Below are 22367 nucleotides of genomic sequence, written 5' to 3'. Positions count from 1 at the left end.
TGTGAGAAAAGCGATCGCACGGTTCTTTAATTCTTCTGTGAGAAGGATAGATACTACCAGCGCAAGAGGTTGAATTGTTCCATATCAACCGTGTCGCGGCTGCGATAGATCGACAGCACGATCGCTAGACCCACAGCAGCTTCGGCAGCGGCGACTGTAATTACAAACACAGCAAACACCTGACCGCGAATGTTGGCAGAGTCAAGGAAGTTTGAGAAGGCTAGTAGATTGATGTTTACGGCATTTAGCATCAGTTCGATAGACATCAACACGCGCACCGCATTGCGGCTAGTAATTAGCCCATAGATGCCAATACAAAATAAGGCGGCGGCTACAATCAAAAACGGTTCTAAAGACATGGTTATTCGTTGTCGGTTATCAGTTATTAGTTATTACTTCAAGAGCTAAAAGCCATTGGCTTTTAGCTCTCAGCTTTTAGGCTATTTGTCAGAACTAGAAGCAGCCAGTTGTTCCTTAGGTCTTTCTAGCAATTCTAAAGAATCATCGGTGATGGATTCGCCCGATGTAATTGGATCGGGAACCAGTTCGCGACGGGCAAGCACGATCGCACCAATCAGGGCAACGAGCAAGAGCACCGAAGCCAACTCAAAGGGTAAAAGATAATCGCTAAAGAAATGTTGAGCCAAAAGCACAATCGTAGAAGGAAGTGCGGCAATCTCTGCGGTAACTGCCCAGTTGGTTGAAGTTACAGTTACAGTCAGTAATGCAAATAAAGCCAAACAGACTACGGCGGTAATCGCACTGCGCAAAAAGCCCAGTTTAACTTCGGCATAGTCCTGCTTTTTGTTAACCAGCATGATCGCAAACAAAATCAAGACGTTGACCGCACCGACATAGATCAGCACTTGGGCTGCCGCGACAAAATCAGCATTCAGCAGAATATAGAGACCTGCAACGCTAATGAAACATCCACCCAGTAAAAAGGCGGCATAAACAATATTGGGTAACAGTACAACGCCCACTGCGGATGCTGTCAGCATTGCCGATAGCACGACGAGAGAGACTGTTTGTACACCTTCAGCAAGATTCATAAAACTTCTCCTCTCTATTTACTCAGACGGAATGGACTCTTCATCCAGAATTTCTTCGGGGCGCTTACCAGCTCTACGGGCAGTATGAGGGACTTCATGTCCTTCCATTACGCCTTTAGGTAAGTAAGCCAATTCTCGGATCGGTGTCACCATAGGATCTTCAGTAACTTTTGTCGGCATTCTGCCTAGGGCAACACTGTCAAAGTTAAGTTCGTGGCGATCGTAGGTGGCGAGGTCATATTCCTCTGTCATAGAGAGGGCATTGGTGGGGCAATATTCCACGCAATTTCCGCAAAAAATACAAACCCCAAAGTCGATACTGTAGCTCTTTAGCTCTTTCTTTTTCATCGCTGTGTTGAACTCCCAGTCAACCACAGGTAGGTTGATCGGGCAAACCCGCACGCAGACTTCACAGGAAATACATTTGTCAAACTCAAAGTGAATGCGTCCGCGAAAACGCTCGGCTGGGATCAGCTTTTCGTAGGGATACTGTACGGTGATGGGTCGGCGGCGCATATGATCGAAGGTGACAGACATGCCTTGACCGATATACTTGGCTGACTGGACGACTTCCTTAGCGTAATCGCCCACTTGATTGAGGAACTTCAGCATAGTGATTTATTTAGGTTTGACTTTAGGTTCTAATCGGTTAGAAATCTACAAGTAAAAAGGGAGTCCATCTCATCTTGTTGTGATGGATTGAGCGATTAACCACCAAAAGCAGCAGGTAAAGCCAGTTTGAGTGCGGCGGTTAGCAAAAGGTTGACCAAACCGACGGGGAGTAAAAATTTCCAGCCGAGATCGAGGAGTTGGTCAATCCGCACGCGTGGAACTGTCCAACGCAATAGAATCGCAAAGAAGACAAAGAAGTATGTCTTAATCAGCGTAACTGATATGCCTAAGGTGGCTGTGATTATCTGCCACCAAGCTGTATCTTTGCTAATGCCGAGAAACTCTCCCACCTTATCAATGGGGAAGGGCAATTCCCAGCCACCAAAGTATAAAACCGTGACCAGTAGTCCTGCCAGTAAGAGGTTGGCATAGGAACCACCATAGAACAGGGCAAATCGCATACCTGTATATTCGGTTTGATAGCCTGCGACGAGTTCTTCTTCGGCTTCAGGTAAGTCAAAGGGAAGGCGTTCGCATTCTGCCAAGGCAGCAATCATAAAAATCACAAAGCCGATCGGTTGCCGCCAGATATTCCAAGTGACAATGCCGTAATCCGCTTGCTGGTTGACAATGTCAATGGTGCTGAGTCCATTAGACATCATGGCAACGGCAAGTGCTGCCAATGCTAGCGGAATTTCGTAACTAATTGACTGGGCGGCAGCGCGTAAGCCTCCCAAGAGCGAGTATTTATTATTGGAAGAGTAGCCCGCCATCAGCAATCCGATCGGTGCAAGGCTAGAAATCGCAATAATAAAGAAGATTCCCGTTGCGAGGTTTGAGATCAGAATGTTTTGTCCGAAAGGCACAACCAAGAAACAAAGGAAGATCGAGATAAACACGATCGCTGGACCTAAGGTAAACAAAATCGGGTCGGCCTTGGCAGGTCGAGTCCCTTGCTTGATCACCAGTTTTGCCACGTCAGCGATCGGAATCAGGATGCCAAAAGGCCCTGCAAATTCCGGCCCAATTCTCTGTTGTGCGGCGGCTGAGATTTTCCGTTCTAACCAGGTGCAGACCAATGCCCCAACGGTTACGCCTAACACCATGACAATCATTGGTATTGGCATCCAAACTGCTTTAGCCACCCCTGGAGTCAAACCCAGACCAACTAAAACATCCACAAAAGATTGCTGTAGGTCAATTCCCGTACTCACTAGCGATCTACCTCACCCATAATGATATCGACACTGCCCAAAATTGCCATAATGTCCGCAATTTTCATTCCTCTAACCAACTGAGGCAAAATTTGCAAGTTGATAAATCCTGGTGGACGAATTTTCCAGCGCCAAGGAAATACACTATCTTCCCCAATTACATAAACGCCCAGCTCACCCTTGGGAGCCTCTACCCGCACGTAATGTTCGGCGGCAGGAAGCTTAAACGTAGGCGAAGGCTTTTTACTGATGAACTGATAGTCCATAGAGTTCCATTCACTCTTAGGCCCAGCCAGTACCCTTTGGGCTTCTAGATTTTCATAGGAGCCACCTGGGATCTGTTTGAGGCACTGTAAGACCATCTTGGCGGATTCTCGCATTTCGCGCACGCGCACATAGTAGCGGGCAAGGCAGTCACCGCCTGTATCCCACTGCACTTCCCAATCTAGCTCGTGGTAAAGCTCGTAGCGATCGATCTTGCGCAGATCCCAGTTTACGCCTGAGCCACGCAGCATTGGACCTGAGAGCCCCCAGTTGATCGCTTCATCGCGACCAATGGTGCCTAGCCCTTCTACCCTGCGGCGAAAAATCGGGTTGTTGGTAATTAGTTTTTCGTATTCGTCGATTTTTGGCACGAGGTACTTGCAGAAGTCTTCGCATTTTTCTGCCCAGCCATAGGGGAGGTCAGCGGCAACACCGCCAACGCGGAAATAATTGTGCATCATCCGCATTCCTGTCGCTGCCTCGAACAGGTCGTAAATCATCTCCCGTTCGCGAAACACGTAAAAGAAGGGGGTTTGAGCGCCAATGTCTGCCACAAAGGTACCCAGCCAGAGCAAGTGAGACGCAATCCGACTCAACTCCAGCATGATCATGCGGATGTAACTAGCCCGTCTCGGTACGGGGACGTTGGCAAGTTGTTCGGGGGCATTAACCGTAATCGCCTCCGTAAACATGGTGGCGAGATAGTCCCACCGCGTTACATAGGGTAAATATTGAATTATTGTGCGATTTTCGGCAATTTTTTCCATTGACCGATGCAGATAGCCCAAAACGGGTTCGCAATCGACCACATTTTCACCGTCTAGCGTCACGATCAGCCTTAATACACCGTGCATGGATGGGTGATGAGGCCCCATATTGATTACCATGCGTTCGGCTTTTGTTTCGATCATCACCATGATTTGCGATCGCCTCTTAACTCTTGCCTAAAGTTACCTAACACTGCTGTTATATAAAGATGTTTTCTAAAGCTAATGCCTTACGGCTGTTCGCACTTGTATCTATTGATACTTGATATTGCTTAACAGTTTTTAGTATATCCTCATGTGGCAAATGTAACACCAGAGGAGTGTTACACAAGTGCGTTTTATCGCGATGGATTTTCTTATGCTTGACATAAGTTGCATTCAATATCCGCAGCTTTAATCTCAAGAATACTGAAAACAATCACCCCTCTATTGATTATGATTTGAGTACGCAACGTAATCAAAACTGGAGATTAAATACAAATGGGTGAAATGTTTAACGCCGCTATCCTACCAATCGTTCTAACTTTGGTGGGAATTAGCTTGGGCTACTTTTTATTAAAGTTGCAAGGCGCAAAATAGTAGTTTGTTTCGTAACGGCTAAGGGGTTAGGTTTATATCCGTTAGCCGTTACCCAGAGAGGATTTAGCAAACCTGATAACTGACGACTGACAACCAAAAAGCTAAGAGAAATAAATATTGACCGATCCTAGTTTTCATCACGTCCCCGTTTTGGCAGATACCCTGATTGATGCGCTGCAAATTTCAGATCGTGGGTACTACCTCGACTGTACCGTAGGGGGCGGGGGGCATAGCGAAAGAATTCTTTTAGCAGCTCAAGATGTACGTTTGGTCGCGATCGATCAAGATGCGATCGCTTTACAAGCCGCCCAAACCAGACTCGCACACTTTGGGAACCAAGTAGAATTTTGGCATGGAAATTTCAGTACCTATCAACCCTCAGAACTGGGGCAATTTGACGGCATGATTGCGGACTTGGGCGTGAGTTCGGCGCAGCTCGATCGACCAGAGAGGGGGTTTAGCTTTCGAGAGTCGGGCGACTTAGATATGCGCATGGATCGACGCCAAGCGTTAACTGCTGCCGATATTGTCAATACCTATGCCGAGAAAACCCTCGCCGATATTTTCTTTACCCTAGGCGAAGAGCGGTTATCTAGACGAATTGCCCGCAATATTGTGGAGCAACGCCCGTTTCAAACCACGACGCAACTTGCCGATGCGATCGCCCGTTGCGTGCCAGGTAGTTATCGCCATGGCAGAATTCATCCTGCTACCCGCGTGTTTCAAGCATTGCGGATTGAGGTAAATCAAGAGCTTAAGGTGCTTGAGACTTGGTTGCAGCGATCGGTGGACTGGTTAAAACCCAATGGCAAAATTGCCGTGATTAGCTTTCATAGCCTCGAAGATCGGATCGTCAAGCAGACGTTTCGCCAAGACGAACGGTTACAAATTATTACGAAGAAACCCCTGATCGCGACAGACGAGGAAATTCGCCAAAACCCGCGATCGCGATCGGCAAAACTGCGATTAGCAGAAAGGGTTAAAATCTAGGAGGAAAGTCGGTTGTCGGCGATAAAAATGGAGAAACCAGATTTGAAAGGTCAAATATTTTCCAATCGATCTTTGAAAGCTTTGGGTATTCTCACCGCGATCGCGCTCACAAGTTGTGCTTCATCCTTACCAAATCAAACCTCTGCTCCTGTTAATATTGCAGCCCAGACTGGAACAACCCCCAACGCGAATCCAGAGTTGACGGCAAAGGATGCAATCCCCCGTCCGCAACTGATTAAATCTGCTGAAATTTCTTTGCAAGTTAAATCGATTGAAGAAAGTACAAAAGCAGTCACAGAAATTGTCAAACAACAACAGGGAGACATTCTAGAGCTACATGACTTTCGCTCTGGTGCATCTGGCATTGCTCAGTCAGTTTCCTTTAAACTCAGAATTCCTCAAGAGAGACTCGATATAGTCATTGACGCGCTGTCTCAGTTAGGAATCGTAAAAGGGCGATCGCTGAAAGCAGAGGATGTATCGAATCAATTAGTGGATTTGCAAGCGCGTCTCAAAAATTTGCGTCAAACTGAAACACAGTTACAGGAAATTTTGAAGCAAACTGGCTCAGTGGCTGATGTGCTAAAAGTTACGCAAGAACTCAGCCGCGTGCGGGAATCTATTGAGCAAATTGACGCTCATTTGACAAATTTAAAAAATCAAGTTGCTTATTCAACGGTACAAGTTAGTCTCTCAGCCGCGATCTCTGCGATTCCACCTCAATCTGACCTAGGTACGCAATTACAAAACACTTGGAATAGTGCCACCCACTCACTGGCAGTTATGAGCATTGGCTTATTGAAGCTCTTAATCTGGTTGCTTGTATATTGTCCGTATTGGCTTGTTCCCTTAGCAATCTTTTTGTTTTTACGCCGCCGTCGCCGTCAACTGGCACAGGTGCAAAAACAATTGCAAAAATCTGATTCTGACGAGATCTCAGACTAAGCGACAACCGTTGGCAGCAAGATCTAGCAGGTTAAAGTAGGCAATCGCGATCGTATTTTCCATAGATTGCACATGGGGCAAAACTAGCACATCAAGCCTGACTCACTGCGATCGCGGATGGACTAGCAAGTGCAAAGCATGAATTGCAAAAAGTTAAGCTCAGAATACTGGGTATCCTGAGCTTATTTTTTCAGAAACATTATTTATCAGCTTTTGGGTAATCAACTAGATTAACAGCCACGCTTATGAGTTTTAGCAAAAGATTTAGCTGGAGATCTAAATCTCAAATCCGAACTCAAAGCTTAATTTAAGCCAACTTGCTTCATTTCTTGTTCTAGCAAACCAATCAACTGAGTATCGTTATTTGCTCTAGCTACTTCCATACGACGTTGCAAAGATGCGGCAATGCTTGCTTTATGGTTAGCACTTGCTTCGATTTTTCTTTCATTTTTAATCATGACGAACTTTCCCCTTTATCAAAGTAATTTGTGGACTACAAAATTAAATATAGCACAACCGTAGCTTATGCTACAAAATTATTTTTAAATTTATATTAAGAACTCAGTCTTTAATAGCTCCAAATCTAGAAAAATCTTGTCGAAATGCCCGAAATGCAAGTCTGAGAAAGGGTTTGTACGAACTTAAGAGAAAATCTTGCGATCGCAAACTAACCACAACAAATCTAACTGTTTTATTTATTTGCAACCCAGAGCGCACTCTTAAGTTATCGGACTATAACATTTGAGATGTGAAATTTGTGGAGATCGTAACAATTTAAAAAATATTTCAAGATATGCGTATGATCTGAGCCAGTAAAGCAAAACTACCAATGATCACACTGGTTACAGGCGCAACCCGATCGGGCAAGAGTGAATGGGCAGAGTTGTTAGCACAGCGATCGCAAAAATCGATCGTCTATATTGCTACCGCCAGCAGTAAGGTGGATGACCTTGAATGGCAAAATCGGCTTGATGACCATCGCGACCGCCGTCCCTATGACTGGCAAACTTGGGAAGTTCCCATTGCACTGGCAGCAGCTTTAGAGTCGGCGGAGGCAAGTAGCTATGTCTTGGTTGATGCCTTGGGCACATGGCTCGCCAATGTTTTAGAGCAAGACCAAACAACTTGGCAAAAAACCGAGCAGGCGTTAATTGCCGCGATCGTAGCTTGTGAGGCAGATATCACGCTCGTATCTGAAGAAGTGGGATGGGGCGTCGTTCCTGCCTACGAACTGGGGCGGAGGTTTCGCGATCGCCTCGGTAGTCTGAGCCGCAAAATTGGTGCGATCGCGGATGTTGTGTACCTAGTTACAGGTGGCTATGCTGTGGACTTAACCCAGATTGGCGAGCGACTGCCTCCTGCCAATCGGCAGTTTTCTAAGTGATTCTGGCAGACCACATCCTTGGTATTTTTACAGTTGTAAGACAGGATTCAAACAAGATTAGAATAAAAGATTAAACACAACCTAAAATTGGCAACTATGACCAACAAAATCAACATTATCCCTACCGAGCAACCTCCCAGCCCTTTAAAAAATCTCACAGGTGCAGCAATCTCTGGGGTTTTATCGGTAGGATTGTATTTTTTCACGCTAACGGTGGCGCAAAAGTTAGCTAATAGTCCACACAACACTGAGACACTGGCAGCACGCGTTGCTGCGCTTGTGCGGACAATGCTTTTAGGGCTCGGTTCAGGCGCAACTATGATCTTTGCTGTAATTGCTCTAGGGCTAGTGTTGCTTACGATTCAGCAGGGGATTCAACTGATAATTGCAAAATTCGGCAAACAGACTGCCCCCCATGTCACCAAGAACTAAGAATGCTGTTTTAGGCGATACCCTACACCGTGAATTGTTTCAATAAAGTCCGCAGGTGCAGACGCATCCTTTAACTTAGAGCGCAAACTCTTGATTGTGGCATTGATCGTCTCTTCTTTAGGCGGTTTGTGAGGCGACCAAACCTTTTCAACCAAGAGGCTACGTCTGACCACCTGCCGACCATGGCGCAACAGCAATTCTAAAATGCCCTGTTCTTTCACGGTCAGGTGTACGGGTTGATCTTTATAAGTAACCTCATAGGCATCAATATCAAGCAGCAGATCGCCCCATTTTAGAGATGGTGTCGTAGATGGAGGCTTCGATCGCCGCAATAATGCCCGAATTCTAGCCAAAAGCTCTAAAATCTGGATGGGCTTGACCACATAGTCATCAGCGCCTGCGTCTAGACCCGTAATTTGCTCTGAACTGGAGCTAAGCGCAGTAATCATCAAGATGGGAAGGTCAAAATTATGAGAACGCAGACGGCGACATAATCTTACGCCATCAAGCTTGGGCAGCATCACATCAAGCAACATGATGTCGTAGTCCGTAGATTGGACTTTTTCCCAAGCAACTTCGCCATCTTCGGCAATATCAACTTTATAGTTATAATCCTCAAGGCTTTCTGCTAATGTCTCAGCAAGGGTTACATCATCTTCTACAAGAAGCATTCTCATGGCACTAGGCGATCGTACGGGTAATTAAAGTGTATTTGATTGAATCAACCAACTAAATCGAAACGTTGTTAATCTAGTTGTTAATTATGTTATTGATTGTGACAGAGGGACAAACTAAATATTAACGAAAGATTAATTGGATTAATTTTACCCTTGCTGAATAGTGAAAGTTCTCTGCACAAACAGCTCGAAACAAACCGCAATAAATCTTCAAACCTAGTCTTGAATAATATCGCTAAATCCTATTAATGATGAGACATCAGAGTAATTATTTTTAGGCAAAAGAAAAACAACTACATTTTGAATCATGCTACTTTCAGATCTACCTCCAAATGTTTTACCTACATCTAATCAACATTCCTCACATACAAGGCTAACAGATCTAAGATCGCTACTTCACGAACGTGAATTAGACGGCTACTTTATTCCTTCTGCCGATGAGCATTTAAATGAATATTTACCAGAGGCAAAACAACGGCGGCAATGGGCTAGCAGCTTTACAGGCTCTGCGGGCGACTTTTTGGTCAGTCAAGATACAGCATGGTTGTTTGTAGACTCACGCTATCACGAACAGGCCGAGCTACAGGTCGATCCAAATTTTATCAAGATTTCTAAACTTGGCTTAGAAGGACATAAAACCACTGTAGAAATTTTAGAGGAATTCGGCGATCGGGCTTTAAAGCAACAAACTAGCTTTCGTCTGGGGTTTGACCCTTTCACCCTCACGGTGGATCAATTTCGGCAACTGAAACATCACCTAGAGGCTGCAGGCGTGGATCTCGTACCCACCAAGATCAACCTGATTGACCAACTCCGCGCTCAAAGCCCTTGGCATGAGATAGATCCTGTGCCTACTTATGGTAACTCGCTTGTATTTCCACTGTCTGACGCACTCACAGGCGAAACCGTCAACAAAAAATTAGAAAGGGTGCGGGAGTCGATGCAAAAGAGCAGGACAGCCATCTTACCTGTGACCAAACTCGATCAGATTGCTTGGTTGTTCAATCTACGCGGACAGGATGTGGACTGCAATCCCGTATTTATTGCCTATGCAATTGTAACTACATCGGAAACCTACCTATTTACAAACCAAGCACGCATTAATGAAGCGGTAAAGCGATCGCTGACCGAACAGGTAACCATCCTAGACTACGAGCAATATCTCCCGACCCTAGAGCGTCTGGTTGCTACTGTATCGTCAAATCGGGTTTTGGTAGCTACCGCCCAAACTACCTTGGGCACATACCTAAAGCTTAAAGAACACAAAGCCAAAATTGTCGAAACGAAAAATCCGATTGAGGTATTTAAGGCTCTGAAAAATACGGTTGAAATTGAGCAGATGCAACAGGCAAATCTCAAGGCTAGCCGAGCCAAAACCCTTACCCTCAAGTGGATCTCCGAGCAATTTACCACAGAAAATCCCATCACTGAGCTAGATGTTGTGGGAACGATCGAGGGCTTTTATCACCAAACCGAAGGCTTTCAAGAGTTGAGCTTTCCGACAATCGCCGCAACTGGGGCAAATAGCTCGATCGTCCATTACAGCACCCCTAGCCATGCCCACCAACTTAAATCAGGCGATCTCTTCTTACTAGATTCAGGCTCGCAGTTTCTGGCTGGTACGACGGATGATACTCGCACGATCGCGATTGGCGAACCGACAGTCGAGCAAATTGAACGCTATACCGAAGTCTTGCGATCGCATATCAACTGCGCCATGCAGCGCTTTCCCAAGGGCACAACGGGCAGTCAAATTGATGGGATTGCCCGTTCGTCGCTCTGGTCAAAAGGGCTTGATTTTGGGCATGGCACTGGGCATGGGGTTGGTGTCTTTCTGAATGTGCATGAAGGCCCTAACGGGATTAGCAAGCGCGTCCAAACCGAGTTAGAAGCAGGGATGGTAACAAGTATCGAACCTGGCTTTTACCAATCAGGTTGGGGGGGCATCAGAATTGAGAACTTGTATGTGGTTAGAGAAATTCCTAAATCTGAGAATTCAGTAGAAGGATCACCAGAGAATTCTCAAAAAGACGCGCAAACAGATGCCAAAAAGAAGGTTGAGACTCCACCATGGTTCGAGTTTGAATCGCTTACCTACATTCCATTTGACAAGCGCTTGATCGATCGCGATCGCCTCGACACCAAACAACAGGAATGGCTGGATCGCTATCATGAGGCAGTAATTGCAAAACTCTCGCCCATGTTGGATGCCGAGCAAATGGCATGGCTAGAAACAGCCTGTCGATTTTAATGCCCCTGTTCGATGTAGGATTACTTTCGTTTGTGCCAGTAATTTAGTGTTTTGCTTGTGATGGGCGATCGCGTCAAATGTAAAGCAATTGATTCGCAATTTCATCGGCGGTCAAAGTATCGAGGAGCATGGCAACTCTTTCGGCGATTTCATAGGGATTTCTTCGTTTAGCGATTATGATTCCTGCGTGTGTCTGGTTATTCAAGACATAACTCGTATGTAGTTTCTCAAAATCCAGTCGATTGTGGGTCAGCATACAACGCCCTATTGATGCTGCGAAAGCTAGTTGTTGGGGATCGAGTTCGCCTAAAGTTTTCTGCTGTCTTGCTGTAGTTGCGTCTAATCCTCTAGCGATGAGTAAGGTAGCAACTAGAACATCCACATCTTCATCAATGTAAATTTGGGCAAAAATAGTCATTTTTGATTTAATCTAGCTTTGATGACTGGATGAACTAACTCATCAGGAATGTGGTTGTGTTCTATGTATTCATTGATTTCTGCTTGATTGTCTAGGTAGAAGCTAAGGGCATCAAAGATTTGCGCGAGATTGAGATGCGGTAAATGTAATGGAATTTCTTCTGGTCTAACTCCTAAGCGCCAGTTTTCGACAATGGCTCTGACTGGTGTTCTTGTTCCATCGATAATTGGCTCGCCTGAGAGAATTTCAGGGTTACGAGTGACATGGCGGGAGATAGTTGTAATTTTCATGATGATTCACTAAGCAGCTAGGTATTAAAAAACTGAAGATATGGAGATATTTAGATCCCCAACTTTTTCTTTGAGGATTTATCAAGATATGAAGTCTCAAGTATTACGATGCCTTTGCTGTCTGAATGCTGCATTTTTTGCTTATTTAGTTATAGGACAGATCTAGCGATTGAACGGCTCAACGATCGCCTTAACGCCAGACTGAGATAGCTTTTGCACTTGCGCATCAGCATCTTTGCGATCGCTATAAGCCCCTACTTGAATCTGCGATCGGCTTGGGTTTAAAAAAGCATCAGGCACGATCGCGCGAACGCGTTCGGCAATTAAAGGTGAAGTCAGTGGAACCACAACTCGAAACTGAATTGGCTTTCCCGTGCGAGGATCCATCGCTACTCTTGGGGCTACTGGTGTAGGTGTATAAACATTCGTCGAACCTGTTGTCGAGCGTACAGGTGAAAAATCTCGTTCAATCAAAATTGATGTGGGGGCTGTAGAAGTTGCTATGGAAGGAACTGTTGTCGATCGCACAGGATTGCCTGTCGAAGGTGTTGTCGAAGGTTCCACAGGCACAATCGGCGACTGCGTGGTCTGAGGTGGCTCAGTTGGGAGCACCACCACAGGCAGAGGATCTTGAGATGGCACAACGGCAGGATTTATTCTTGGGCTGACTGGTGCGATTGATGTGCGAGGAGTAATCGATGGTATACGAGGCGGTTCTACAATCCTTTCTGGCAGAATCACAGGTGAAGTTGAAGCGTAAATATTTAACGCCCCGTTGACACGGCTGGGGTTAATTTGGTTTCCTGCTGCGATCAAAGCAATATCTGAAGCGTTATTAATGTCTTTTTCGCGGTTATCCCGAAAAACATTTTTGCCGGGATTGGAGGTAATGCCCAAATCTGGCCCAGTTTGCCCATTCGAGCCTCTTAATACCACCAAACCATTGCGATTGTTATTGGCAATTAAATTGCCTCGCAGTGTGGGTTGGGCATCATTGGAAATCACGATGCCATCGACATTGTTAATGATGCGATTGTCGATCAGAACCACTTGCGATCGCTGTCCAATCGACAGTCCAAACCCAGTATTGTCAAAGGTATTACCCGTGATTTCGCCCGTGCTCAACCCTACTGCCGAGATCCCACTACCTGTATTGCGGGTAAACAGATTATTGGCGATCGCCGCATTCGCACTTCCTGTGAGAAACACGCCATCATGGGTGTTGCTGGTAAATGTGTTATCCGCGATCGTGACATTTTTACTAGACTCCACCCACAAACCATAACCACGGGGATTGGTATTACTTAAGGTAATCCCTTCAACCTGTGCTTGACTTCCTACAGCGATCGCTACATTTTGGCTGGCAAATGTGGGACTGACAAACCTACCGCCACCTCGAATGATAATTCCTGCACCTTTATTACTCGGATCGCCGCGTAAGATTACACCCGTAGGGATTTTTAGCGGAAACACTTCTCCCGAAGCTGCGCTGTAAGTGCCGTTGGCAAGCTGAATCACCGTGCCTGGTGGCAGAGAGCTATTTAATGCAGCCGTAATTGTACGGAAAGGGGCAGCTTGCGAACCATCACCAGAGGAATCGGCACTAGGGGATACATAGATCGTATTGTTTGCCTGAGCAATTTGTAGCGTGGACTCAGGTGGCTGGAACTGTTGGCGTAAGCGATCGACAGACAAATTCAGTCCTGTTGTATTAGCTGCTAAAACATCAGTAGCCAATATGCTTTGCTGCGTACCTAATGCTAAAACAAGTAAGACGCCAGTACAATTTCTCAGCTTAGACATAAAATTTAATCCCTTCAAAGATGCTGCATTTTAGTTAGGTTTATCGCACTATCGACATCACATAGATCGGAACGCTAACCAATTTTTACCAGTTAGACCAAGATTACTCTAAGCAAATATCAAACCATAGATCAGAGCCTACAATTATCAGCAACCAGCCAATGTTGACGCGACAGTAGTTGTTCTGACCTACCTAGCCCTAACTTTGTTTCGTCATTCGTAACATCTTACTGAATCTAAAACCGCTGAAATCAAAAAAACAATGCCCTGAAAAAGTTTGATAGAGTCAGGGGGTAAAGCTTATGAAGGGCTTGTGTCAAGTATTTGAGTGCTTAAAAATTAGGCTATTTAGCCGATGTTTGAAAATTGCTTTGATGACAGGCTAGGTATTAGCAACATAGATGTTTCGTTAAGCCCATCTAAAGCGAGGTTAAGATTTCCAGATCGCAACCTCGCTATTTATTTTGCCTGTTTTTTTAACTTTGCTGTATAACCAGACTTGTTTAGAGCGAGATCCTAAATCTGCCACTAAAACAAGAATCAGATATTAGCACAATCTTTTTGCAAATCATAAAAAATGCAAGCGAAAAATCCTGAGCAAAAGCGTAGCTATAAAAAGTGCTAGATTCCCAGTGCTGTCAAAATATCTTTGGCGTGGGTCTCTGTTTGCACAGAAGTATAAACTTGGACAATCACACCCGCGCCATCAATCACATAGGTAACCCGACTAGCAACAGGTTGGTTATATTCTGCCCGTTGGACATCATAGGCTTTGATGATTGTGCCATCAACATCAGCAAGTAAAGGGAATGGCAGGTTAAATTTTTGCGTGAACTGTTGATGGGAAGTTTCATCATCTGCACTCACACCTAGCACAACAATATCTTTGCCTTTGTATTCAGCGTAAGAATCGCGAAAGCTGCAAGCTTCTTTGGTACAGCCCGGTGTATCGTCTTTGGGATAAAAATAAAGCACCACAGACTTTCCTGAAAAGTCAGAGAGTGAAATGATATTACCGTTCGTATCTTTTGTTGTAAAACCTGGAGCCTTATTGCCAACTGCAAGAGCCATAATCGTTTTTCCTGATCGTAAATGTAGTGATTCTATCTGTAGCAATCTTAACTGTTTGTTAAAATCTTTAATATCTTTGGTGAGATCGGTATCAATCCTAACAAAGCGTACTATAGCAGTCTTAAGCTAGTGGTATAGGTATGTGTAGTCTTATTGGCTTCAGCCCGTGCAGTAATAAGATGCCTGCTCTAAATTATTTTACCAATCACCTTGAATAACGAAATGACTGAAACTTTGAATCGCCAAGAAAGCTGTTTTCTGGTTGGGACAAATATGGCGTGGAACATTTGTCATCAATACTATGTCTATCTGCAATTATGTTGGTGATATCTCTTTTTTGTGAAACAGCTTGTAGCTAATAGTTCTAGACCCTGTAAATTAGTTTAGAGTGAGAGATCTCTCCTTCACACCTCAGATAGAGACTAAACAGGCATTATGTTTTTAGGATTATTATCTAGGCATATTGGAATACCCATTAGCTTGAGCAACGTTAAACAGTTTCTTAGTCCTGAACTTTGCAATTACCGTAATGAAAATTCCTCTATTAAGAAATAATGTTGTCAGCCTCTTTCTGACTTTACTAGTTTCAAGTTCGATCTTGAGCTGTGGTTTGCTGGAGGCAAGAAATGAAGAGCCTAGGCAAATATTTTTCCAAGGTTTAAATCGTAGTTATCTCCTATATACTCCTCCTTCATACAATCCCAAAAAACCAATGCCAGTAGTGCTAGGTTTTCACGGTGGAACCACTACTGCTCAAAAATTTTCACAAACCACCAAGTTTAATCAACTTGCTGCACAAGAAGGTTTTATCGTTGTTTATCCTCTAGGAATAGATAAGTATTGGAATGACGGACGTGATGTTGCTGGGTTACCTAAGCAAGATGATGTTGCTTTCGTCTCAGCAGTGATAGATGACATCAAAAAGATTAGAAATATCGATAGTCGCAGAATTTACGCCACAGGTATTTCCAATGGTGGTTTTTTCACTCAAAGGCTAGCTTGTGAACTTTCAGATAAAATAGCGGCTTTTGCCTCAGTGTCATCAACACTTGCACAGCCCATGTCAACAAGGTGTAATCCACGCAACCCAGTTTCCATACTTCTAATTAATAGCCCTGATGATAAGTTTGTACCTTGGCAGGGGGGGAGAGGAACCAGAGGACTTGGAGGTTACATTCTTTCAGTACCCGATACGGTCAAGTTTTGGCAACAAAGAAATAGTTGTTCTTCGCAGCCAGATGTTCAAAGTAATATTCAAAGTGTTGACAAAAACCAAAAAAATGATGGTACAAGTATTCAAATCTCCCGCTATACTCAATGTAGAAGTGGTTCAGAAGTTATCTTGACAACCATTTATGGAGGTGGGCATGCTTGGCCTAATGGTTTAGGGCAACCTCAATGGCTTGTGGGAAGGACTAGCCAAAAGATTGATGGAAGTTCTTACGTTTGGAATTTTTTCAAGCGCCATGCTTTACCCTGAACAAATATAAGTTCCTAGTTAATAATCTAAATCATTCAGTGGCTAAACTCATTCTTGATGATGTAACTTTGCACTATCAGCAGCTAGGGCAAGGCGAAGATTTAATTTTAGTGCATGGTTTGGGAACCAACCTAGCTTTTTGGTATTTAGGAATTGCGTCAGAACTCTCAAAACATTACAGAGTTCTGACCTACGATCTTAGAGGTCATGGAGATAGTAGTATGCCTGCCTCAGGTTTTACTTTAGAGAGGATGGCTCAAGATCTACAAGCTCTGTTAGACCATCTAGATATACGTCGCCCTCACATAGTCGGACATAGTTTTGGTGCAAGGGTCGCCCTCCACTATACTTTATCTAACCCTCACAAGGTAACTACCTTAACGATCGCTGATACGTTATTGAAATGTTTACAGCTTCCTCCCAAGCTAAAAGATTGGTTCTACTGGGATACTTGGAAGCAGCAACTTCAACAACATAGTGACGCGCTTCCTAACGATGACGAGATCGTAGACTTTCGACTGTTAACCTGCCTCAATCAAATTTCAAGTGGGGTAACTCAGGGCGACTTATCCCGTTCCCCTCGTAGTCCATCTCTAAAGCGTCGAGATATGGGAAGAAAAGGAGCATCTCGTTGGGAAAAATTGCTTACTACTACAACCGCAAATCAGGAACTCGACGATCAGGGAAAAATCACTGTTCAAGAGATTCAAAGTCTTAAAGTTCCTACACTTGCTATATATGGGGAATATTCTCACTGTCTTCCCTCTTGTTTTCAACTTCAAGAATTACTCGAGAACTGTCAAGTATTTATTGTTCCAGAAGTGGGGCATTTTCATCCAGCGATCAAACCAGCATTATTTGTACAAACTCTCCAAGATTTTTTGGACTCCCATCTAAATCAAATAAAGCCATAAGTGCTAACTGATTTTAGTTTGCATTACAAAGTTCCTCAATAGCTTCAATCATCATCTGCCAAACCATCTCTACTTCTGACTCGTTAAAAAATTCTGGTACATAGGGATAAGTTAGGGATAACTCTCGATTAAATGAATAAAGTAGCAAACTAGGAACGGGAAATCCAGCAATAGTTGTTTTAAAATCAGCTTTGAGAAAATTGAAGTTTTGCAAGTTTTTGAAAAAACTATTTATGTTACCCATGTAGCTAAGACGCAAGATCCTCGATATCTTTTTTTGCATCATTTCACTTCTAAATTTCAAAAACAAGCTCCAGTCATCTTGGGTCAAAGAATTCCCCAATTGAGATCTCAGTAAAATCGGCTCTAGGCTCAGTCTAGGCATTTTTTTTAGCGCGTTATCCTTTTGAAGGTTGATTACTTTTAACAACGCGCATAAATTTTCAGACATCTCTTTTTCAATCTTGAGTTCAATAACCATAGGTAGATAAATATCTTGAACCGCAGATTTCCAGACTGTTTTTGAAAAGAAAGAACGCAGATCGAAAGCCATCCCTAATACCACAAACTGAACCTCTTCGCCTGCAATTCTAGCCAGTTTAAGCTGAAGTTGGACGTATAAAGCCGAGACTAAATCGTTAATTGAATAAGGAAGTCCAGAATCGGTTTGATAGAGGGGATTTTTGCGTAAAGCTTTGAGTTTAGAGACTTGCTCCTGAGGAAATGTATAGTGCAGAGTTTTAATGAGAGAAGAAAAACCATCTGTTATATGTTGAGATTCTGAAATCAATGGGCGAGGGAAAGGAATTAATGTTAGCGCTTGTTTTTGTGGCGACTGTTTGTGTTGCAAATCACCTGCAAAATTAGGCCAATCTCGCTCATCACCATATCGATCGCGATTAGGAAGGTTTTGAAATTCCAAGTCAGCATTTAGCAATCGCTCCGCACTCTCTTTTTTCTTGGAATCAACTGAATACCCAAAAAGCTCTTCCCAGTCCCCTGGAAAATATTGGAGAGGCTCAAATACAGGCGTTTTCCCTGCTTCTAATTGACTATAAAAATCAAGCAGATCTCGCACGCAGATAGCCAAACTTTTGCCATCACCTGCGGCATGGGGCATCATAAATTGCAAATGGGTGAAAGAGCGATCGTAGGACGTTATAAATAGCTGAAACGGATAGGTGCGATCGCAAGGAATAGTTTGGTTGTGATGGAGAGTTTCTAAAGCACTGAGTTCTTGCTGCAGAGATTCGGAATGGCAACGAAGTTCTTCGTAAAATAAAGGAATAGACTGTTGCTCTTGAAGGGGCTCCCAAAAATAACGAAATGGAGAATCAAGATCGATCGCCACTCTAGATCTAAGAATTGGATGTTTTAGCATCACAAAATGAAGAGCTTGGCTGACTAGATCGCGATCGAGATCGTTCCCGATCTGGACAGTCATAGCAATATTGAGCGAGTTCCCATAAAGTAAATATTTATGGAAAAATTCAGACGAAATAGGACTGAGGGGTTCGCGCATGGCAACTGAATTAAATGGATAACTTAATGCAAAGTATGACGCTGAAAGAAATCCCAAATCAGATAACTAGCTTGGATTTCTTTAGTGGTTTTCCCGACTAACCATTGAGGTTGCTGTTTCCCCCCAGGCCAAGTGTGCCCACCATCTTTAACCGTGACAAGAATGACTTCAACCTCACTATTCCTGCCTGAGTAGCGCATCATTTCGACGTTATCCCCAAGAAGCTGAGTCTCTTTTATTGAGGAACACCCATTATGTTGTCGCCAGAATTCAACGGTTGCAGGAACAGATAGAATTTCTCCACCTTTACCTTTTGTACCAATTCCCCCTTCCCAAGGAACAAAAGTGTCATTTGGGCTATTGATCATTAAAATAGAGACTGGTAATTGCCCTTGACGGCAATCTCTCAGAGGCACTGGTAAGGTAGCTGCCACTGAGGCAAAAGCCGCTATCTTTTGGGGTAACTGACAAGCCAAGCGCTGGACAAAATATCCACCATTAGAGATGCCTGTTACATAAATACGGCGACTATCAATGTTTCTGAGGTTCTGAATTTCATGGATTAACGCTTCCACAAAACCTACGTCATCAATTTGAGGATTGGTCGTGCCTCGTCCATCATTCCAGTGGCTATCAATTCCTTGTGGGTAGACTACCAAAAATTTTTTCTCGTCAGCCAGATCGTTTAGTCCAGTTGTTATGGCAAATCGAGATGCTAAGGTATAACCGCCATGAAAACCCAAAACAAGCGGCAAAGAATTTTCATCTTTGTAAATGGGAGGTGTGTATAACGCGTAGGTACGTTTCAGCCCTTGGTGAAATAGTTGTCTACGATCGAATAGTCGTGCTTTTCTTTCTAGCCAGCGTTGTCTTAGCATGGTTCCTCATCTGAACTTACCAATTGATAGTCTTGCTCATACGGAGGCAAATTTCTCGGTTTGTATCGGTAAAGGCTCTTCTACCATGTAATACTCTGGCATTGTCTATCAAAGCAATGTCGGTAGCTTGCCAAGCAATTAATTTGGTTAGACGATCGCTTGTTTCTCTAATCTCTTGTATCACTTCATCTGGAATTTTGCTGCCATCTTCGAGACGGACAATATTTGTCGTTATACCATGTTCTTCTGAACTTGTAACGGGCAAAATATTATTGATAAAAACAGGGCGATCGCTCCATAGATCGTTAATTGTTGCAGAATGAAAGTATTCAGTTTTAAGCGTCTGCTCAGCCGAATTGACTACAACCTCCATCTCATTATCTAAACAAAATTGAACGACCTCATCCAAATTGTCAGACTGGAAACGATTTTGCCATTCTCCATTTGGGTAGTAGCGAATGTACCTTAGTCGTCGATCTTGAAATAATTTTTTTGTGCTTGACGATAGTGCGTCATAAAGCTGACTACCATCACACACCATTGTTTCTCCTTGACTGGATGCAGGAACAACACAGTAAAACCATAGTGCCGCAGGACGATTTCTGAGGTAATACATCTCACCATGTAAAGGCAAAGGAAACGTTTTCTGAGTTTGTGCTCCAAAATAATAATTGACCGATAGCAGGGTTTTATCTCCCTCTGGGTTGATGGTTTTCCTTTGATAGCCCCCACCCATATAAGTGATAAAATCCGAACAAAAGAGACTAGTAAATTGTTGAAATTGATCTGTGTCTTTGGCAAAGCCTCTAAAAACTAGGAGCTTAGAGAGTTTGAATAAATCCAGGATTTCTTGCGAGTTTAAATCTGTAATAGATGAATCATCATCGTTGGAAATTAATGTACCAAAGGAATCGAATAAAGACGAAGTTTTCATAAGCTAATCTCTACCAAACTAGATAAAACAGGGCAAGCCTAGAGAATAACTACCTAAACATAACATAGAAGGGGAAAGGATTTCAGGGTAAATGGCTAAAGTGTTTAATTTCCATAAAACTTACACAGGCAGAGCGAATTTCCCAGATTATGTGAGATAGCTGAGCCATCTCACATAAAATCCTATTCAAAAACTTCTATATTCCCTATTAAGTAGTGCGATCCTTAATTATTTGCGAATGTAGAACAAACTTCTAGCCCTTGCAGACAAGATGCCTGCGCTACAAATCAATTACAACTCATTTAGGGCTGCTATAGGCTATTGAGGCATCTAAGTAGCAATTCTCATCACGAGAGAATTTTTCAATCTTGAACTGCCAAGCTGGCTGAAATGACGACTCCCATATTTGGCAATTGAATTCTGAATCTCATTGCAATCAAGTTTAAAACAGATTGTTGTCCAATATGTGAGCAAGTATAAGGAGCCCATAACTAAGGCTTTCTTCCCGTCATTTCCAAATAAAATCGAGGAACTGTCACGATGTTTAATTTCTGAAAGGCACGCTTAGCACCTTCTTGCAGAGCTTCACTACCTATTTCAAGAGGGTAGCCACTCATCATCACCTCCGAAAAACCAGCATAAGCTCCTACGGTCTCGAAACTCTCTTGATTCATCATCATCGTCCTTATTTCTTGTTTTTCTGGTATAAAGTTGTTGCGTTCTAAAACTTCCTGCCATTGTTGTGGGGACATCCAACCTTTATTGAAAGCAGTTTGTCTTGTCCCTCGTTGGCGCTTGATTCCTGTTCCACCCGCACGCTTGTCTTCTTCATCTTTCTCTGTAATAAAACCTACAGCTTCTTTGACCCACTCCGTATAGACGTATTCTGTCCCTTCTGGATAAGTGCCAATGTAAAAAGAGGAGTTAAATGCAAAGTGTCCACCTGGACGCAGAACTCGATAAGCCTCTGACACAAGCTTATCCTTATCAGGCAGGAGATGAATAGCGTTACCCATGATTACCAAATCCATACTTTCCGATGCTAAGGGAACCTCATCGGCACTACCTTCAAGCATTAAGACACCCCCTTTGCCAGCAGCTTGAGCTGACTGAAGTTGTTCTAGCGTTGAAACTAGTCGATTTTGCTCTCGAAACAACTTACGACCGATCTCTAAAGATACTGAAGAGATATCTATGCCAATGACGCTAAAATCAGGGCGAACCTCAAACAGTAATTCTGTCAGTGTCCCAGTTCCACAAGCAAGATCCAACACTTTTGTAACCGAGTCTAAGGGAAGACTACGAATGAAACCTCGATTTGTTTCAATGTATTCAGGCTGTTGTGAAAACGGTTCATAGGTTGTATTGACTTTCATAGATTTCTTTTCCTGATCGATAAAATTTATGGTAACACTGGCTGCTTTACGGGAAAACTTCCCAATGACATTGTTAGAATGAATCTTTTAGATATTAGTATCCTTCTCCTTTTAAGTAGTATAGAGAATAACCTAAATTTACAACCTAGCTATTTGCATCTTATACTCTATGATTTCGACAACTTGCTTTCGTTCCGCTTGGCTGACTGTTAAAATTTTTTGGAACCAGACAATATTATTCCAAAGTTTCGCTTGCATCTGTTGTATTTCTTGATTAGAAGCTGTCAAAGGATCGAAGTTTTGGCTTGATTGATAGATGTTCCTAGCATCTTCAATAAAGTCTAGAACTGTTCCCACCAAAGGATAATCTTCCATATCTATAGTTATAACCTGACTTTCTAGACAACAAGTTTGTAATTCTTGTAACTTGAGTTGAGTTTCTTGCAACAATCCATTTAACCAGCCTATACGATACTCGAGTTCTTCTAATCGCTGTTGTAGTTCCCCAATGGTG

Annotated in this window: 24 protein-coding genes; 8 read left to right on the top strand and 16 right to left on the bottom strand. The window is 43.4% G+C overall.

Going from position 1 to position 22367, the window contains the following annotated elements; genetic code table 11:
- Nucleotides 1-53: 53 nt before the first annotated feature.
- The 5 genes from nuoK to ACP2WE_RS01485 all read right to left on the bottom strand — a co-directional run bounded on the left by nuoK (nucleotide 54) and on the right by ACP2WE_RS01485 (nucleotide 4059).
- Nucleotides 54-359, bottom strand: coding sequence for an NADH-quinone oxidoreductase subunit NuoK (gene nuoK, locus ACP2WE_RS01505; RefSeq protein ID WP_330481663.1), 306 nt, complete (start codon nucleotides 357-359; stop codon nucleotides 54-56).
- Nucleotides 360-440: 81 nt separating this feature from the next.
- A complete protein-coding gene (locus ACP2WE_RS01500) occupies nucleotides 441-1052 on the bottom strand; it encodes an NADH-quinone oxidoreductase subunit J (RefSeq protein ID WP_330481664.1) in 612 nt (203 codons plus the stop codon).
- 18 nt (nucleotides 1053-1070) lie between these two features.
- On the bottom strand, nucleotides 1071-1661 hold the full coding sequence (ndhI, locus tag ACP2WE_RS01495) for an NAD(P)H-quinone oxidoreductase subunit I (RefSeq protein ID WP_330481782.1): 591 nt from the start codon (nucleotides 1659-1661) through the stop codon (nucleotides 1071-1073).
- Between the two features lie 98 nt (nucleotides 1662-1759).
- On the bottom strand, nucleotides 1760-2878 hold the full coding sequence (nuoH, locus tag ACP2WE_RS01490) for an NADH-quinone oxidoreductase subunit NuoH (protein ID WP_425213830.1): 1119 nt from the start codon (nucleotides 2876-2878) through the stop codon (nucleotides 1760-1762).
- The gene (locus ACP2WE_RS01485; protein WP_425213829.1) at nucleotides 2878-4059 is read right to left on the bottom strand and encodes an NAD(P)H-quinone oxidoreductase subunit H; all 1182 of its coding nucleotides are present in this window, start codon (nucleotides 4057-4059) and stop codon (nucleotides 2878-2880) included. The genes nuoH and ACP2WE_RS01485 overlap by 1 nt, the downstream gene beginning before the upstream one ends.
- Nucleotides 4060-4389: 330 nt before the next feature.
- On the opposite strand from ACP2WE_RS01485, the gene petM reads away from it, so the two are divergent.
- The 3 genes from petM to ACP2WE_RS01470 all read left to right on the top strand — a co-directional run bounded on the left by petM (nucleotide 4390) and on the right by ACP2WE_RS01470 (nucleotide 6423).
- Nucleotides 4390-4488 (top strand): cytochrome b6-f complex subunit PetM, encoded by a 99-nt coding sequence (gene petM / locus ACP2WE_RS01480; protein WP_425213828.1) that lies wholly within the window; start codon nucleotides 4390-4392, stop codon nucleotides 4486-4488.
- 114 nt (nucleotides 4489-4602) lie between these two features.
- The gene (gene rsmH, locus ACP2WE_RS01475) at nucleotides 4603-5478 is read left to right on the top strand and encodes a 16S rRNA (cytosine(1402)-N(4))-methyltransferase RsmH (protein ID WP_425213892.1); all 876 of its coding nucleotides are present in this window, start codon (nucleotides 4603-4605) and stop codon (nucleotides 5476-5478) included.
- A 42-nt stretch (nucleotides 5479-5520) separates the two neighbouring features.
- Nucleotides 5521-6423, top strand: a complete 903-nt coding sequence (locus tag ACP2WE_RS01470) for a DUF4349 domain-containing protein (protein WP_425213827.1) — start codon at nucleotides 5521-5523, stop codon at nucleotides 6421-6423.
- Between the two features lie 302 nt (nucleotides 6424-6725).
- On the opposite strand, the gene ACP2WE_RS01465 is transcribed toward ACP2WE_RS01470, so the two are convergent.
- Nucleotides 6726-6881, bottom strand: coding sequence for a hypothetical protein (locus ACP2WE_RS01465; RefSeq protein ID WP_425213826.1), 156 nt, complete (start codon nucleotides 6879-6881; stop codon nucleotides 6726-6728).
- A 371-nt stretch (nucleotides 6882-7252) separates the two neighbouring features.
- On the opposite strand from ACP2WE_RS01465, the gene cobU reads away from it, so the two are divergent.
- Together cobU and ACP2WE_RS01455 are read left to right on the top strand one after the other, a co-directional pair.
- Nucleotides 7253-7807: a bifunctional adenosylcobinamide kinase/adenosylcobinamide-phosphate guanylyltransferase gene (gene cobU / locus ACP2WE_RS01460; protein WP_425213825.1), complete on the top strand. Its 555-nt coding sequence runs from the start codon at nucleotides 7253-7255 to the stop codon at nucleotides 7805-7807.
- Nucleotides 7808-7903: 96 nt separating this feature from the next.
- On the top strand, nucleotides 7904-8239 hold the full coding sequence (locus tag ACP2WE_RS01455; protein WP_425213824.1) for a DUF3082 domain-containing protein: 336 nt from the start codon (nucleotides 7904-7906) through the stop codon (nucleotides 8237-8239).
- Here the strand turns inward: ACP2WE_RS01455 and ACP2WE_RS01450 are convergent.
- On the bottom strand, nucleotides 8236-8916 hold the full coding sequence (locus tag ACP2WE_RS01450; RefSeq protein WP_425213823.1) for a response regulator transcription factor: 681 nt from the start codon (nucleotides 8914-8916) through the stop codon (nucleotides 8236-8238). The two genes, ACP2WE_RS01455 and ACP2WE_RS01450, sit on opposite strands and share 4 nt — an antisense overlap.
- Before the next feature lie 307 nt (nucleotides 8917-9223).
- Here ACP2WE_RS01450 and ACP2WE_RS01445 point away from each other — a divergent pair, with 307 nt between their 5' ends.
- Entirely contained in the window at nucleotides 9224-11167 is a 1944-nt protein-coding gene (locus ACP2WE_RS01445) for a M24 family metallopeptidase (RefSeq protein WP_425213822.1), read from the top strand.
- Nucleotides 11168-11240: 73 nt separating this feature from the next.
- Here the strand turns inward: ACP2WE_RS01445 and ACP2WE_RS01440 are convergent, their stop codons facing one another.
- The 4 genes from ACP2WE_RS01440 to ACP2WE_RS01425 all read right to left on the bottom strand — a co-directional run bounded on the left by ACP2WE_RS01440 (nucleotide 11241) and on the right by ACP2WE_RS01425 (nucleotide 14749).
- Nucleotides 11241-11585 carry a DUF5615 family PIN-like protein gene (locus ACP2WE_RS01440; protein WP_330481674.1) on the bottom strand — a complete coding sequence of 115 codons (345 nt, stop codon included), beginning with the start codon at nucleotides 11583-11585 and terminating at the stop codon, nucleotides 11241-11243.
- Nucleotides 11582-11875 (bottom strand): DUF433 domain-containing protein, encoded by a 294-nt coding sequence (locus ACP2WE_RS01435; RefSeq protein ID WP_425213821.1) that lies wholly within the window; start codon nucleotides 11873-11875, stop codon nucleotides 11582-11584. The genes ACP2WE_RS01440 and ACP2WE_RS01435 overlap by 4 nt, the downstream gene beginning before the upstream one ends.
- 162 nt (nucleotides 11876-12037) lie before the next feature.
- Nucleotides 12038-13678 carry a DUF1565 domain-containing protein gene (locus tag ACP2WE_RS01430; RefSeq protein WP_425213820.1) on the bottom strand — a complete coding sequence of 547 codons (1641 nt, stop codon included), beginning with the start codon at nucleotides 13676-13678 and terminating at the stop codon, nucleotides 12038-12040.
- A gap of 621 nt (nucleotides 13679-14299) precedes the next feature.
- On the bottom strand, nucleotides 14300-14749 hold the full coding sequence (locus tag ACP2WE_RS01425; RefSeq protein WP_425213819.1) for a peroxiredoxin: 450 nt from the start codon (nucleotides 14747-14749) through the stop codon (nucleotides 14300-14302).
- 529 nt (nucleotides 14750-15278) lie between these two features.
- Here ACP2WE_RS01425 and ACP2WE_RS01420 point away from each other — a divergent pair.
- Together ACP2WE_RS01420 and ACP2WE_RS01415 are read left to right on the top strand one after the other, a co-directional pair.
- The gene (locus tag ACP2WE_RS01420) at nucleotides 15279-16229 is read left to right on the top strand and encodes an extracellular catalytic domain type 1 short-chain-length polyhydroxyalkanoate depolymerase (protein ID WP_425213818.1); all 951 of its coding nucleotides are present in this window, start codon (nucleotides 15279-15281) and stop codon (nucleotides 16227-16229) included.
- Between the two features lie 38 nt (nucleotides 16230-16267).
- Nucleotides 16268-17143, top strand: coding sequence for an alpha/beta fold hydrolase (locus ACP2WE_RS01415; protein WP_425213817.1), 876 nt, complete (start codon nucleotides 16268-16270; stop codon nucleotides 17141-17143).
- Between the two features lie 13 nt (nucleotides 17144-17156).
- On the opposite strand, the gene ACP2WE_RS01410 is transcribed toward ACP2WE_RS01415, so the two are convergent.
- The 5 genes from ACP2WE_RS01410 to ACP2WE_RS01390 form a co-directional block, all read right to left on the bottom strand.
- Nucleotides 17157-18665, bottom strand: a complete 1509-nt coding sequence (locus ACP2WE_RS01410; RefSeq protein ID WP_425213816.1) for a condensation domain-containing protein — start codon at nucleotides 18663-18665, stop codon at nucleotides 17157-17159.
- A gap of 23 nt (nucleotides 18666-18688) precedes the next feature.
- Nucleotides 18689-19543 (bottom strand): CE1 family esterase, encoded by an 855-nt coding sequence (locus ACP2WE_RS01405; protein ID WP_425213815.1) that lies wholly within the window; start codon nucleotides 19541-19543, stop codon nucleotides 18689-18691.
- A gap of 16 nt (nucleotides 19544-19559) precedes the next feature.
- Nucleotides 19560-20477: a TauD/TfdA family dioxygenase gene (locus ACP2WE_RS01400; RefSeq protein ID WP_425213814.1), complete on the bottom strand. Its 918-nt coding sequence runs from the start codon at nucleotides 20475-20477 to the stop codon at nucleotides 19560-19562.
- A 491-nt stretch (nucleotides 20478-20968) separates the two neighbouring features.
- Nucleotides 20969-21853, bottom strand: coding sequence for a class I SAM-dependent methyltransferase (locus ACP2WE_RS01395; RefSeq protein WP_425213813.1), 885 nt, complete (start codon nucleotides 21851-21853; stop codon nucleotides 20969-20971).
- Nucleotides 21854-21991: 138 nt separating this feature from the next.
- Nucleotides 21992-22303, bottom strand: coding sequence for a hypothetical protein (locus ACP2WE_RS01390; RefSeq protein ID WP_425213812.1), 312 nt, complete (start codon nucleotides 22301-22303; stop codon nucleotides 21992-21994).
- Between the last annotated feature and the right edge of the window lie 64 nt (nucleotides 22304-22367).

Origin of the sequence: Tumidithrix helvetica PCC 7403 (genome assembly GCF_965232925.1) — a bacterium.
Lineage (GTDB): Bacteria > Cyanobacteriota > Cyanobacteriia > Pseudanabaenales > Pseudanabaenaceae > Tumidithrix > Tumidithrix helvetica.
The sequence above is the reverse complement of the archived record's forward strand: the minus strand, read 5'-3'. Positions and strand labels throughout refer to the sequence as shown.

Excerpts from the sequence above, each read along its gene's own strand:
- nuoK (WP_330481663.1), bottom strand. The coding sequence starts at position 359 with ATGTCTTTAGAACCGTTTTTGATTGTAGCCGCCGCCTTATTTTGTATT.
- ACP2WE_RS01500 (WP_330481664.1), bottom strand. The coding sequence starts at position 1,052 with ATGAATCTTGCTGAAGGTGTACAAACAGTCTCTCTCGTCGTGCTATCG.
- ACP2WE_RS01485 (WP_425213829.1), bottom strand. The coding sequence starts at position 4,059 with ATGGTGATGATCGAAACAAAAGCCGAACGCATGGTAATCAATATGGGG.
- petM (WP_425213828.1), top strand. The coding sequence starts at position 4,390 with ATGGGTGAAATGTTTAACGCCGCTATCCTACCAATCGTTCTAACTTTG.
- ACP2WE_RS01465 (WP_425213826.1), bottom strand. The coding sequence starts at position 6,881 with ATGATTAAAAATGAAAGAAAAATCGAAGCAAGTGCTAACCATAAAGCA.
- cobU (WP_425213825.1), top strand. The coding sequence starts at position 7,253 with ATGATCACACTGGTTACAGGCGCAACCCGATCGGGCAAGAGTGAATGG.
- ACP2WE_RS01455 (WP_425213824.1), top strand. The coding sequence starts at position 7,904 with ATGACCAACAAAATCAACATTATCCCTACCGAGCAACCTCCCAGCCCT.
- ACP2WE_RS01450 (WP_425213823.1), bottom strand. The coding sequence starts at position 8,916 with ATGAGAATGCTTCTTGTAGAAGATGATGTAACCCTTGCTGAGACATTA.
- ACP2WE_RS01445 (WP_425213822.1), top strand. The coding sequence starts at position 9,224 with ATGCTACTTTCAGATCTACCTCCAAATGTTTTACCTACATCTAATCAA.
- ACP2WE_RS01440 (WP_330481674.1), bottom strand. The coding sequence starts at position 11,585 with ATGACTATTTTTGCCCAAATTTACATTGATGAAGATGTGGATGTTCTA.
- ACP2WE_RS01435 (WP_425213821.1), bottom strand. The coding sequence starts at position 11,875 with ATGAAAATTACAACTATCTCCCGCCATGTCACTCGTAACCCTGAAATT.
- ACP2WE_RS01430 (WP_425213820.1), bottom strand. The coding sequence starts at position 13,678 with ATGTCTAAGCTGAGAAATTGTACTGGCGTCTTACTTGTTTTAGCATTA.
- ACP2WE_RS01425 (WP_425213819.1), bottom strand. The coding sequence starts at position 14,749 with ATGGCTCTTGCAGTTGGCAATAAGGCTCCAGGTTTTACAACAAAAGAT.
- ACP2WE_RS01420 (WP_425213818.1), top strand. The coding sequence starts at position 15,279 with ATGAAAATTCCTCTATTAAGAAATAATGTTGTCAGCCTCTTTCTGACT.
- ACP2WE_RS01410 (WP_425213816.1), bottom strand. The coding sequence starts at position 18,665 with ATGCGCGAACCCCTCAGTCCTATTTCGTCTGAATTTTTCCATAAATAT.
- ACP2WE_RS01405 (WP_425213815.1), bottom strand. The coding sequence starts at position 19,543 with ATGCTAAGACAACGCTGGCTAGAAAGAAAAGCACGACTATTCGATCGT.
- ACP2WE_RS01400 (WP_425213814.1), bottom strand. The coding sequence starts at position 20,477 with ATGAAAACTTCGTCTTTATTCGATTCCTTTGGTACATTAATTTCCAAC.
- ACP2WE_RS01395 (WP_425213813.1), bottom strand. The coding sequence starts at position 21,853 with ATGAAAGTCAATACAACCTATGAACCGTTTTCACAACAGCCTGAATAC.